Origin of the sequence: Phascolarctobacterium sp. ET69, assembly GCF_023336935.1 — a bacterium.
Classification (GTDB): Bacteria; Bacillota; Negativicutes; order Acidaminococcales; family Acidaminococcaceae; genus Fusicatenibacter_A; species Fusicatenibacter_A intestinipullorum.
Window position 1 is genome coordinate 405,982 of the sequence record NZ_JAMBLR010000002.1, and the last position, 13,288, is coordinate 419,269.

The following is a 13,288-nucleotide window of genomic DNA, read 5'->3' on the forward strand; positions in this document are numbered from 1 at the left end:
TAAAGGTTTTAGTGTTAGCTGCAAATAAAGATGTATAATTCATTTATTCCATATATAGGTACGAAAATTCAATGTATAGCTTTGTTGTTTAAATCTTGATTTATGAGATAATTTTATATAGAGGTGAAATAGGTTTGTTTGCTTTAAAATACAAAGAAGTCGGTTTAAAAATTGCGTATTACAGAAAGAAAAAGGGCTATACGCAAACGCAGCTTGCTGAAATGGTAGGAATAAGCAGTAATTATCTCAGTTTGATTGAGAGAGGAAACTACGGAAATAGCTATTCCATGGAGACATTATTTAAAATTGCGAATGCGTTGGATGTAGATGTGTGTGTTCTGGTATCAAAGTTATAAGAGATTTTAATTGATTAAAGATTTGTGCTTTAACTGTGTTAGTTTTAAAAAATAATATAAAAATTATGATTAGGAAGGTGTTTTTATGGTCAAATTAAAGAATCCTCAAACTAATGAGGTGAAGGAGTATTCTACGGGTTTTAGTTTTCTGGTCTTTCTATTTAATATATTCTTACCTTTATTTAGAATGGAGTTTGCAATAGCTGGTAAAGTATTCGTACTAATCATGGTAGGTGGAGTAGTTGGTTCAATGTTGGGCTCTTCTGAGATTGGTGTAATTATATTTTCATTAGCTTGTGGTTTTCTTTATTCCAAATGGAGAATAAAAAGGCTAGTTGATAAAGGGATGGTTCCTGCTAATCCAGCGGCGAAAAAATGGTTAGACGATAATGGAATAATAGTTATGGGCGACGTTACCTTTACTGAAGAAGCTGTACCAGCAGAAAATAGTGATGCTGATAAGGAAACCAAAGAGCTTTGTTTATCTACTGCTAAAGAGAAGGCTAATGTAAAAGATGACGAGAATAATTTTGTTCCGCCGCCGCCAATGAAATAAATAAGAATATAAAATACTTGGAGAAATTTTAAGCTTTCTCCAAGTATTTTTATTAAATATTAGGAAAAGAGTTGATAATATGAAATATTGTGATAAATGTAGTAAGGAATTTGATGATGGCATGAAGTTTTGCCCATTATGTGGGAATATGTTAACTGCTAAAAATAATAATTGCTCCAATTGTGGCAAAGAAATAGTAGGAGATTTTAAATTTTGTCCATATTGTGGTACAGAAGTTGTTAACAATATGAAGCAAGAAGCTAGTGTAACAGTAGATGATAAAGTAGAACAAGAAACTGATGTAACAGTTGATAAGAAAGAAGAAGCTGAAGCTGAAGTAATAGTAGATGGCAAGGCAGAACAAGAAACCAGTGTAGCGGTGATAGATGATGATATAGAGTTAGATTCCAATATGGGAATCGTAGGTGATAAAATTGTCTTTAAAATAGGTACAGAAGTATTAAAGTATGACAAAGAAGTCAATATCATACACGCACTTAGGGTACAAGGACTTGAGGCTGCTCTTAAAGCTGAAGAATTATATGCTGCAAAATTAGAAGAGTATGGAGGTGTTGTTGGTTTCGTTCGTGAAGATGGTGAATATTTCGGCGTATATATGGTTAAAGAATTATTAAAGGCATTAGTGGAAGGGCTTATTAAAGAAGGAGGCTATTATAGCTTAAATTATAAAACCATTTTGGACGAAAACAGGCAGTTCTTATTTCACGATTGGGAAGTATTGTGTAGAGAGATAAAGGAACAAAATCAAGAAATTGATGATTGGGTACAGTCGGAAAAAGACAGAAGAAAATTCCGTAAGGAAACAAGAGGCAGATTAGTTGGTGGAGGATTTGGGTTAAAGGGTGCAGCAGTTGGTATTGCGAAAGCTGGTGCAGTTAATCTTACTACCGGTGCTGCACATAGCTTATTCAATATGGTTGGTAATATGATGACTAGCAATGATGCTAGCAACATGAAGAGGAAGCTGTATGATGACGCAAAAGTTAAGCTGGTTGAAGAAATAAAATCAATAGTTTTATGTTTGAGTGCAATTATAGAGCCGTACATATCTCGTACTGACTATAATTCTAGTAGTATTGAAGATATGAATGAAAAAATCGAAAGAAATTTAATTGCGCAGCCGGATATAATACCGATTCTTATAGCAAATCTGAGGAAAAACCCATTTGTATCTAGTACTTATAAATTATTATTAAAAAATATGTCTGAGAATGCATTTGATATTGTTGCAATGGCAAGAATATTCAAGGTATCGGATAAAGCAGGAAGATATTCTCTGGGAAATTATGATTTCATCATAGAATTTGAAAAAGAACATACTGTGTGTGGTAAGGTTATTGTAGACAAGAAAGAATATGAACAGTTAATAGAATTAAAAAAGACCTTATCAGTAGGCATAGTAGGCAAATATCACAAGTGTGAAATTGGAGAATTCCTTAATAGAAAATTTGTTTTTGATTATGAAAAAATTGAAGAAACCTTAAAAGATAATGTAGCGAAATGTGTTGAAACTTATTATATAAACATAGAGAAACATATTGATGAAATCATAGAATATATAAAAGTTGAAATACAAAATGATGATAAGTTTTCATTGACTAAATGGTATACAGATAAGATAATCAGTGATTTTGTATCATTAAAAACACTTGTCAAGAAATATCATGATGAAACTAATAAACTAATCGAGTTTAACAATAAAAGGAAAGCATGCATAGACAATGTTGATGCAGAAGGATTCTTCAAATTAGACCCTAGAGATAAATCAGCATACGAACTTGGCAAGATGTATTTGGAAGGCAATGGTGTTGAAAAAAATATAAATATTGCTCTGGCATATTTTATAAAAGGAGCAAATGCGAACTGTGCTAACTGTGAATATACATTAGGAACACTTTATGCAGGCAATGTTTTTACTGATTATGGAAAACTGAAATACTGGATGAAACAGGCTGATATACATAAAAATTCTATTGCCCATTCATACTTATCTCAGGAAAGTAATTATTTTGCTAAGATTCCTAATATTAATCTATTAGAGGCTTTAAGTGGCAAAGAAATGGAAAATGAATTCATTAAGTATATAACTTTGCCAATTATAAATGAGTTTTTAAAAGATTATGACAATAAGAAAAAAGATTATGTGATACATAAGAATTTAAAAGGGTTTTTTGAAATAGATCCTAGCAACGTTGATAAGTATGTAATGGGAGTGAAGTATGAAGAAGGAACAGAAGTGCCTGTTAACGGAGATATTGCCGTTGCATATTATTTAAAAGGTTCGTTAGAAGATAATGACAATAGATGTCAGTATAGAATAGCTACGTTATATGGAAAAACAGCAGCAAGTACATCTGATGTTGAAAAGCTCAAATATTGGATGTTAAAAGCTATGGAAAATGGCAATAATGATGCAAAAGAATATTTAGAGTCAAATGCTGCTTATTTTTCACAAATAAGGACTATTTCAACGGATGAAGCCTTGAATGGCTTCCCAGCAGATTATATATTTACTGGATTTATACTTTTAACATATAAACGTAATAAAAGCGGAAATTTGATTTCAGATAAAAACAATGATTCTCTGTTTGATGAACTTTTTCATCAGATTACAGCTGATAGTGATTTGAAGGGGTCATATTATCTCAAAAATCATATGGACAAATATAAAGCTGAAAATGCTATTTCTGAATATGGTAAGAGATGTAATCTGACGGTTGCTGATATTATTATGCAGTTCGATCGTACATTTTTTGGTACCGGTTCAGAAGGATTTATAGTAAGTGCTGATGGCTTTTTATCACATGAATATGGGGCTATTATCAAATTCAAAGATATGGAGTATATGTTAAGGTTTGATTCTGCGCTATATGTGAAGTTATTAGCTAAAGATGAAATTATCAAAGTTATCGACTGTGAGAATAAATCATGTGCTCGCTTTGCCTTATATTCATTGAGTAAAATATTAGGCGGTGTGCTTTGCTATGACGGCAAAGAAACTTATAAAAACATAATGAAGTTATCGTTTATATGAGATGAAAGTAAATTTATTGATTGTATTAGTTTTATATGCTGTGGCTAGTTTATAGCTATAGCATATAAAATGATTTTGAAAAGAGGTATAAATGATGAAAAAATATGCTTGTTTTCTATGCTTAGTAATATTTATATTATCTTTAGGTTTATTAGGCTGTAGTAAATCCCTGCTAATAAATGCCTATTGATTTATTAAATTCATATAGCAGTATAATTAAGAGTGATGTTAATAAAATACTCCAATCCGTTCATATACGGATTGGAGTATTTTTTATGTTATAATTATAATAAAAAACATATTTTACCAAAAAGGAGCTTCATACGAGATGTTAAAAATAAATAAATACTGCTCTTTAGAAGAGCTTCTAGAAGATGACGGACGTTTTATAGAAAAGCTTTTGAAAGAAGATGATGGACGGCGTTTTATAGAAGAGCTTTTAAAAGAAAGTGGTGAACATTTTACAGAAGAGCTTACAAAAGAAGATAGTGGACGTTTTATAGAGGAACTTTTGAAAGATGAGCATATAAAAATTTTAATAAAAGAAAAAATATTAGAAAAATCAATACGTATATTATGTTGTGTAATACAAGGATTGGCTTCTCCGTTTTTAGAGGATGTAAAAAAAGCTCAACGCATACTTACCGTCTTTGAAAAAAAGCCATGTGTTATTTTTGCAGGGCGGTTATATGCTAAGGAAATGGAGAAAATTAGAGATGATATACATATACAATCTTTAATGGATGTAGAGTTGAATGGAATTGGAGTGAAAATAAACACTAAGTTTGAAGATATTAATATAAAATTAGAAAATTTCATTCTGTATAATAAAGATTTTAAAGACGATGCTATTAGCCCAAATATAAAAAATATGCTCAATTGTGAAGTTTATAAATTAGTATCGTTGATAAGAGATAAAGGCGAGTTAGATATTATAGCTTCTTTAATTGAGGCATTTGAAGAAAGCATTGCTATAGGGACTGCTCGTAAAATTATAACGGGGTATCTAAGAAAAAATAACTCTGATGAATATTGGATAGAGACACATAAAAATCATAATGAAAGACTGTTAGAAGTATATATGAATATATTAAATGTTATAAATGCTAGCGAATTACAAGCCCCTAATATAAAAAGATTACCATTTACAAATTTTTTAAATAAAAAACTTTCGGATTTTACTCTTCCGGGACTGGTTTTATTGTTCATAGCAGGGGGAAAGGACAAAAATATTCATCCATATATAAAAAGTGGCTATGGAGAAAAGTTTAATATTTTAAATTGGCGAAAAGATGGCTATATTTTAAGGCTTAGCAGTATTGCTTGGATATACAATATTTTTTATTTAAAACATTATATTTGCTTTAATGTAGAACATAAATTGAATGAAAAAATAAAATTATCTAACCGGATTGAAAGTAATATTTATACATTAGAAAAATTTTTAAAAAGCAATAGTTCGAATGGATTTAATGAAATAGAAACGATATATGACAATAATGAAAAAGCTTTGCAATTCTCTGATGAAAAATTTATTTTAAATGAATATAAAAGAAAATTGATAAGCGATTATGAGAAATTTTATATGCAGAAAATATTTGATAAAGAAATTAAAGTTCAATATCTTGCAAGTAATAGTAAAAAGAAGAGCAAATATAATTTAATAGATAGTAAGGTCTCTATGTGTGCATCTTATATATGGAGAGGGTATGAAGATTTTGAAATATTTCAAAAGAATTTTATTAATATTGATTTTAAGATTGAATGCGACAATCTTGGTGAATGGTTAATTAATACAGTTAATAAGTCAAATTTAATTGAGGAGTTAGATAAAAATGAGCTTTTAGACATCAAAAATAAAATTGATGAATTTTCGGATTACATCAATAAGATAGTAAATAAGAAAGTTTTAGCAAAATAATTTTCTCCAACAATTTACACCATAACGTATAGAACTAAGGTTTTATATGTTATGGTGTTTTTTTACCCAAAATTATAATTTTTTTTGGGGAAAAAAGCATATCCGTAGATATTACACTAAAAGCACATCAGGAAAAACGATAAGTGGCCTGATGATAAACAAGAAAGGAGGTCAAAGCTATGAAAGCACAATTCCCGGAAGATTGCGTTTTTCGTAATCGGTATTTTCAATGGCTAACAGGAATACCTTAGGTTTTGTTAAGTCCGGTTCTTAAAAACCTCAAGCACAAAGAAAGTGCAACCCCTACGGATTGCATTGCTCTTGTATGCGAAAAGTGTTTTGCAGTGCTTGCATGAACAATAACGGCGCTATTGAGTACGAGCTGGGCTTGAACCTTGAAAACTTAATAAGAACTCCTCTGCTTACTTGCTAACCCGGCAGCTATTACCAAGAAAAACGTTTGTATCTAACAGATTTTTCAAATTTTGAAAGGAGTGTTTGTTATGGCTTTTAAAACAGAAGCGAAACCTAAAAAGGTTACGATAGAAAATGACGGTTACTGCATTGACTGCAGTGAACAGGTATCTGAATCTAATGAAAAGCAGAACGCTGTAAGCGATGACGTCAAGAAAGGAAGCCTTGAGGAAACAATCAAGAACTTTCTTGATGAATTTTTAAATAATTATAGCTTTTTCAAAGGCATAAATACAGGAAAAATATATGTCACCTGGGAGAAGTACAAGAACGTTTGGCAGACGAACATTGTAGATAGCGATGACTTCAAGGCGGAGTTGAGAGAGTTGTTAGAATATTATATCGATTCCAACAAAATTTATTCCGATAATAAACTCAAAACTATCGTTGGTTATCTGCTAGATAAAGTTCGGTTATCCAAGAAGGAGAAGTGGGTCTATACAAGAGTGGCTTATAGGGATGAAAGTATTTATTACAATCTTAATGACAGTAAAAGCCAAACGGTTAAGATAAGCGATAACGGTTGTACAGTAGTATCTGCTAAGCATTTTTTTGATGAATACTTCGTTATGTATTCGACTACTTCTATGGGAGCCCAGAAGAAGCCGGTTGAGGAGAATGATGGCAGAAGTTTGATGGACTTATTTAAGCCGTATATCAATCTTAAGGAAAGCGAACAAATTCTTTTAGTGGTCACCATAATGACATGGTTCATTGCCGACATTCCAAAGCCGGTGATAGTGTTACTGGGTGGTCAGGGAACTGGAAAAACAACATTATCGCGAATGATTAAGATGATTGTAGACCCTTCTGACTATGATGCTTTTACCATGCCAAAGAGTAAAGAAGATTTGAGCGTTGCACTGGCTAATAATTACCTGCTAACGATAGACAACGTTTCCGTCTTGCCTAAAGAATCAAGCGATTTGTTGTGTTCTGCTGTAACCGGTGCTTCTAGTATCACCAGAACTTTGTTTACTAATAACGAAGTAAGCATTGTTACATTCCAAAATGCTCTTTTAATTAACGGCATTACTATCAGTAATTTTAAACCGGATTTTTATGACAGAAGTATTCTGTTTGAAATGGAGCGTTTACAAGGCGAGTACAAGCTTACCCAAGAGTTTATTGACAATTTTAAGAGTGACCTTCCTCGCATTTTGGGAGAGATTTTCAATACTTTAGAAAAGGCAATAAAGCTGCATAAAAATCTTCCGGTCAGCGGAAATTATCGTATGGCTGATTATGCGCATTGGGGCAGAGCAATATCTAAGGTGCTGTTTGATAACGAAAACGTGTTCCTGAACGCTTATAACGAGAACCGGCAAGCAGTATCTCAGTATGTTCTTGATGAGAATCCCGTGGCTAGTGTACTGGAGTCGAAGCTTAAGACTTTTTTTGATAATAAAATAGAAGGTTTTAGCTGTTCTAAATTAACTTATGGAAAAATTTATGAAGATACTCCTACAAATTTGTTGAGAGAGTTGGAAAATGAAACTCAAAAACCAAATTTAACGTATGCTCTAAGAAGTCCTAACTGGCCTAAAACGCCGCAGGAACTTTCCCTTCAATTAAAACGGCTTAAAGAAGATTTTGTTGATTTAGGCTATCTAATTGATATAGGCAATAAGAAAAACGGAAAGCGGTACATAACGATTACCAAGGTGAAATCGTAGTATCTTGCTTTTCGCCTTCGGATGTCGATAATGAAAATATCGTTTTTATGAATATATATTATATTCATGAAAGCGTTAACTCTGCAAAGCTTATAAGAAAGGAGTGAGGAAAATGGCAAACAATGACAGACTGCAAGAAATCACCGATTTGTTAGCAGTGATTATCCTTGACAGCATGAAGAAAGAAGAAACTTTTGCCGAAACTGCTGATAGTGAGGATATTGACGAGGCAGCATAGGGGTAAAAATGAACAGATTTAACTTAGTTGCTTTGTATGTACGAGTAAGCACAGATAAGCAGGTCACCGAAGGCTATAGTCTCGAAGCACAGGAAACCGTGCTTCGAGATAAAGCCATCAGTGATGGTAAGGTAGTGTATAAGGTTTACAGTGACGCCGGGTTATCCGGAGCTAAGACTGATAGACCAGGGCTTGTAGAGCTGCTTAAAGACGCTGAGAGAGGGCTTTTTGGTAGCGTATACGTATGGAGTATAGACCGAGTTGCCCGAAAGCTTAGATACTTATGGGGCGTTATAGAACGGCTTATACAAGCTGATGTAGGTTTTTTAAGTGTTAACGAAAACATTGACATCAGTACTCAGGAAGGAAAATTCCTTTTAGGTTTTATGGGCAGCATTGCCCAAAACCAGAGAGACACCATAAGAAAGAATTGCATGTTGGGTAGCCGGAAGAAAGCACAGGCAGGCAAGGTCGTTGGCGGCAATATTCTTGGCTATAAACGTGTACTTGACGAAGATGACCCACAAGGCGGCACTAAACTCGTCATAGAGGAAAAGGAAGCTGGCGTAGTAAGAAAAATCTTCGACCTTTACTGCAGCGGTTATGGGCTGAAAGCAACTGCGAGTAAGGTGAATGCAATAGGTATGCGTAGTAAAAACGGTAAAAAGTTTTCCTTAACGACCATAAGGACTATATTAACCAACAAAGCGTATATCGGTATGGTCAAGTATGGCGGTGAATACTTTCAAGGTATTCATGAACCAATAATCGAGAGGGACGTGTGGGATAAAGCACAGAGCCTTTTGAAATCCAAAGGCAGGTATTCTAAAATTGTACCTTACAAATATATGCTTTCTGGCTTGATAAAGTGTCCGATATGTGGATGGGGAATGCTTCCAACTCATGCAAAAAGAATAAATAAAGACGGAAGTATAAACTACAATTACTACTATACCTGTGGTCAGTATATGAATAAAGGTGTGGGTAGCTGTACTAGCAATGTAGTAAAAGCTCAGGAAGCCGACACAACTGTTATAGATTTCCTTACTGGTTATTTAAGTAATGACGGTTGGAAAAATGCTGTACTTTCTGAAATAAGAAAGAAATTCTCAGCAGATTCTGAGATTGTTGCAGATGTTAAACATCGAAAGTCTGATTTGGAAATGTTAAAGGCTAAAAGAAGAAGCGTTCTTCTGAGGTACGAGGATGGTGACCTGGATAGAGAAGATTTTCTAAAAGAGTTCGCTGGAATCAAGATAAAGATAGAGCAGGCAGAAAAAGAGCTGAAAACATTAGAAGAACAGGCTGCTGTACCAAACTATAACGAGGCAGATGTGATAGCTGCTTTTGGTAAGTTACCTGCGTTGATTAAACGTGCATCAGAAGATAAGAAGTTAAAGCTGCTGCACAGTGTTGTGAAGGCAGTGTTTGTCAACTCAGATAGAAAGGTGTCCATGGTAGAAGTATACTTGCCAACTTTAAAAACAGGTGGCGTACAGCAAACACTAATCATTAATTTAGAAAGTGGTGATTGATATGGAAAATAAAAATAAAAGAGTTGCTTTATATGCAAGGGTATCGACTGCAATGCAGGCAGAGCATGGTTATTCCATAGAAGCGCAAAAAGAAGCTGTTAAAAAAGAATGCAGGCGGTGTGGTTGGAAAGTGGTTGACGAGTATGTAGATGCAGGTATTAGCGGAAAGGAAATGACTAAACGCCCTGAATTACAAAGAATGTTAAGGGATATTAGCACTAAAAAATTCGACGTAATCATGGCATGGAATCAGAGCCGTTTATCTCGCAATATTCGTGATTATCTGGATATTAGCTATATTGCGGAAAAAAACAGTGTTGAAATTGTATGCTTGGACAGCCCCGGTAATAGCGAGTTGCTGAAGAATATTCAGGCTCTGATTAATGATTTTGAAAGAAAGCACATTGTAAAAAATGTTAGGTTAGGGCTTAGGCAACGGGCACAAAAAGGCTTACATAATGGTGGACGAGTTCTCGGTTATAGGGCGGAAACAGTAGCGTTTCAGGATAAGAAAAAGCTCGTTATTGTTGAATCGGAAGCAATAATAATTAAAAAGATTTTCAGCTTATTTTGTGAGGGAAAAGGATTGGGTTATATTGCTAACTTCTTAAATCAGGCTGGGTACAGAACAGTTCGTGATAATACGTTCAGCTATTGCAGTATCAGAGAGATTCTCGACAATCCCATATACAAGGGATATATCAGATACGGCAGGTATGAAAACTGGAGCGAAAAAAGGCGCAAAGGTAAAAGCAAAAACCCGATACTGGTAAAAGGACTGCATGAGCCGATAGTGTCAGAAGAACTATGGGACAAGGCAGCTTTACTAAGGTCGAAGCGTTCTGATAATACAGCAAGGGTGTATGATAGTGACAACATTTTGAGCAGCATTTTAAAGTGCCCTCTCTGTGGAGCACCGATGGTAATATCGCGTAGCCGCTATAAATTAAAAAGTGGTAAAAAGTGTGTAGTCCGCTACTATACCTGTTCCCGCTATAAAAATAAGGGGAAAGTTGCCTGCAAACCTATTACGGTAAAAGCTGACATTGCCGAGAAAACAGTAATAGAAAAAATTTCAGCTTTTTTGAGCCAAAAAGACATTGTAAAAATGGTTTTGACGAAAACGAAGAAAAAGCTTGAAGAAAAGTCATCCGGCAAAAGGGATGAGCTAAACGGAATTAAAGGCAGGCTGGAAGTGATACTGAACAGAAAAGCTAAAATATTAGACCTTTATCTTGCTGACGTAATGGACAAGGAGCTGCTCGACAAACGCCTTGAGGAGCTGACAGCGGAAGAAACGGAACTTGGTAAGCGCAGGAGCACCATAGAAGCAGAAATAGGACTGCCCGTAATTGAGCCAACTATGGAATATGTCGAGAAAGTCCTGAACAATTTCGAGGATGTTATGTCCAAGGCAGCCAGAGAACAGAAAATGCTGCTTCTTAGGCTGTTGATAAAAAAGATAACGGTGAAAGACAAAAAGGTAGATAAAATTTACCTAAACCTTGGCGGACAGCTTAAAAAGCATATAAACGAAGCTGACGTAAGCGATAAAGCTGCCGAAGATGATAAGGAAAATGATGAGTTTCAGGACTTCATCTTAGAGCTGTGATTGAACTGCTAAGATAATGTAACGCATTTGATTTTGCATTTGAAGATGTTATGATTTGTGACTTTATTACGGGCAAGTAAGAGCTTGCAAAAACCGTATTAAATCAAATTTTAAATTTATATTATTACTTTGTAATAATTATTATAAATTATAATTATTACAAGTAATAATATAAGCTTTTTTGAATGATGGCTGAAGCTTATAGTTTGATGGAAAGACCTGAAAGACTAAGAGTCAGGGCTTGACAGATGGCGAAATTATTTTAAGGGGGAATTACCAATGTGTAATTATGCTGTCAACTCAATAACATTCAGCTCCCGCAATCTTGGCTTGCTGAATGAACTGCACAGAAAGGTGCTTGAATGCTTCCGTTCTGCTTATGCAGGAAGAAACTTAGTGAAGGATTTCATCAAGGCTCATGGTTATAGGAACATTTCCGGAGTTAATAACACTGACCATATCAGTGCCTGTGATGAAAGTATAACTGCTAAAGAAGGCGTATATTATTTTCGGTGTGAAACTACTACTGCTTGGGATGATAACATGGAACCAATCATTTTTCTGTTGAAAAATGAGTATGGCAACGAGATACGGCTAAGCTTTTGTACGGAAGAACCGGGGAGTGAGCTGTTTCTTGTTAAAGATGAAACCGGAGTATTTTATCCGGAGCATTACAAGGTTGAGTGGAACATTGGCTGTGCATCAGCAGCAGAATATTTCTGCACATTCAAGGATTTATTTAACTATTTACAGGAAATGTTTCCCAAGGCAGGCATCAGCTATTTTGATGCCCTATGCGATATTGAAAAACGCATATATAAGGCTTATATAGGAGCAAATAAAAATTATTACTGCTGCATATATCGTTTTAGGGAATATCAGAGTGACTACGTTGAATGCATTAGTAATAAGGAGGTGGCATAATATGGGTGTTACGCAGTTTATTTGCCCCAATAAGGATAAAATGAATATCGAGCAATGCTTGTCGCTTTGTCCACATCACATTCGCTGTATGGGCAAGCCTACGTTGGAAGCCATTGCTAAATCAGTAAAAGACAGGGGACTGGGAAGAAAGTATTCCGTAACTGAACTTATCGGTGGAAGCAGGGAGCTTTATCTGAAAAAGATGACCGACTATGCCATAAATCCTTTTGACCAGATTTTTGCTATGCACGGCTCTGCCGTACATAGCATATGCGAAAGTAACTCATCGTCAGCAGTGCTTACAGAAACGAGGCTGAGTAATGCACTATACACGGGTCAGATTGATGCGTATGGGGATTTGCTCGGTAATGGGAAGATGGTCTTGTTAGATTACAAGGTTACTTCGTCCTACAAGGCTTATCTGGCAATGGGCTACTACAAGGTGGATGAACCTACCGGTGAGGTATATAAGTCAGGCGTAAAGAAAGGCATGCCCAAGATGAGGAAGGTACTAAAGGCTGACGGGGTCAGGAAGATACTCCCTTGGGCTATTCAGGTGAACGCATACCGAATGCTTCTTGAAGAACATAACTTCCGGGTTGATGAGATGTACATTCAGTTATATGTGCGTGACTATTCGCTGCGCATTTCTGCTGAACGTAACATCAATAAGCCTATTTACCTGTTGAAAGTAAATAAAATAAGCAATGAATACTTAAAAAGATATTTCGGTATGAAAAAGGCAATAATGGACAGCGCAATGGATAGCGGAGTCATTCCTGGATTGTGCCGTAAGAGTGAAACGTGGAATGGCAGAAAGTGCGAGAATTACTGTCCTGTCTTTGAAGCTTGTAAGAAAGCTTCTGAAGAACATCAGACTGTAAGAGAAACTTTGGCAGGTGCTGCGTGAGAGGAGATGTATAGGCATGACTAAAAAGGAG

10 protein-coding genes are annotated in these 13,288 nt (G+C 35.0%); all 10 read left to right on the forward strand.

All coding sequences use genetic code 11. From position 1 onward, the window contains the following. Positions 1 to 134: 134 nt before the first annotated feature. The 10 genes from M3079_RS04705 to M3079_RS04745 all read left to right on the forward strand — a co-directional run bounded on the left by M3079_RS04705 (position 135) and on the right by M3079_RS04745 (position 13,257). The gene (locus tag M3079_RS04705) at positions 135 to 356 is read left to right on the forward strand and encodes a helix-turn-helix transcriptional regulator (protein ID WP_249077570.1); all 222 of its coding nucleotides are present in this window, start codon (positions 135 to 137) and stop codon (positions 354 to 356) included. An 85-nt stretch (positions 357 to 441) separates the two neighbouring features. Then, positions 442 to 912 carry a SoxR reducing system RseC family protein gene (locus tag M3079_RS04710; RefSeq protein ID WP_249077572.1) on the forward strand — a complete coding sequence of 157 codons (471 nt, stop codon included), beginning with the start codon at positions 442 to 444 and terminating at the stop codon, positions 910 to 912. 79 nt (positions 913 to 991) lie between these two features. Then, positions 992 to 3,967, forward strand: a complete 2,976-nt coding sequence (locus M3079_RS04715; protein ID WP_249077574.1) for a zinc ribbon domain-containing protein — start codon at positions 992 to 994, stop codon at positions 3,965 to 3,967. A gap of 328 nt (positions 3,968 to 4,295) precedes the next feature. Continuing rightward, positions 4,296 to 5,888: a hypothetical protein gene (locus tag M3079_RS04720; RefSeq protein WP_249077575.1), complete on the forward strand. Its 1,593-nt coding sequence runs from the start codon at positions 4,296 to 4,298 to the stop codon at positions 5,886 to 5,888. Between the two features lie 503 nt (positions 5,889 to 6,391). Further along, positions 6,392 to 8,038 carry a hypothetical protein gene (locus tag M3079_RS04725; protein WP_249077576.1) on the forward strand — a complete coding sequence of 549 codons (1,647 nt, stop codon included), beginning with the start codon at positions 6,392 to 6,394 and terminating at the stop codon, positions 8,036 to 8,038. Between the two features lie 112 nt (positions 8,039 to 8,150). Further along, a complete protein-coding gene (locus M3079_RS09390; RefSeq protein ID WP_283162426.1) occupies positions 8,151 to 8,276 on the forward strand; it encodes a hypothetical protein in 126 nt (41 codons plus the stop codon). Positions 8,277 to 8,284: 8 nt separating this feature from the next. Continuing rightward, a complete protein-coding gene (locus M3079_RS04730; RefSeq protein ID WP_249077578.1) occupies positions 8,285 to 9,811 on the forward strand; it encodes a recombinase family protein in 1,527 nt (508 codons plus the stop codon). 1 nt (position 9,812) lies between these two features. Next, on the forward strand, positions 9,813 to 11,423 hold the full coding sequence (locus M3079_RS04735) for a recombinase family protein (protein ID WP_249077580.1): 1,611 nt from the start codon (positions 9,813 to 9,815) through the stop codon (positions 11,421 to 11,423). A gap of 279 nt (positions 11,424 to 11,702) precedes the next feature. Further along, entirely contained in the window at positions 11,703 to 12,347 is a 645-nt protein-coding gene (locus M3079_RS04740) for a hypothetical protein (RefSeq protein ID WP_249077582.1), read from the forward strand. A 1-nt stretch (position 12,348) separates the two neighbouring features. Then, complete coding sequence (locus M3079_RS04745) at positions 12,349 to 13,257, forward strand: hypothetical protein (protein ID WP_249077583.1); 909 nt, start codon at positions 12,349 to 12,351, stop codon at positions 13,255 to 13,257. The last annotated feature ends 31 nt before the right edge of the window (positions 13,258 to 13,288 follow it).

Bases quoted from the DNA above. Each gene is read 5' to 3' on its own strand.
- M3079_RS04710 (WP_249077572.1), top strand. From the start codon at position 442: ATGGTCAAATTAAAGAATCCTCAAACTAATGAGGTGAAGGAGTATTCT.
- M3079_RS04715 (WP_249077574.1), top strand. From the start codon at position 992: ATGAAATATTGTGATAAATGTAGTAAGGAATTTGATGATGGCATGAAG.
- M3079_RS04720 (WP_249077575.1), top strand. From the start codon at position 4,296: ATGTTAAAAATAAATAAATACTGCTCTTTAGAAGAGCTTCTAGAAGAT.
- M3079_RS04725 (WP_249077576.1), top strand. From the start codon at position 6,392: ATGGCTTTTAAAACAGAAGCGAAACCTAAAAAGGTTACGATAGAAAAT.
- M3079_RS09390 (WP_283162426.1), top strand. From the start codon at position 8,151: ATGGCAAACAATGACAGACTGCAAGAAATCACCGATTTGTTAGCAGTG.
- M3079_RS04730 (WP_249077578.1), top strand. From the start codon at position 8,285: ATGAACAGATTTAACTTAGTTGCTTTGTATGTACGAGTAAGCACAGAT.
- M3079_RS04735 (WP_249077580.1), top strand. From the start codon at position 9,813: ATGGAAAATAAAAATAAAAGAGTTGCTTTATATGCAAGGGTATCGACT.
- M3079_RS04740 (WP_249077582.1), top strand. From the start codon at position 11,703: ATGTGTAATTATGCTGTCAACTCAATAACATTCAGCTCCCGCAATCTT.
- M3079_RS04745 (WP_249077583.1), top strand. From the start codon at position 12,349: ATGGGTGTTACGCAGTTTATTTGCCCCAATAAGGATAAAATGAATATC.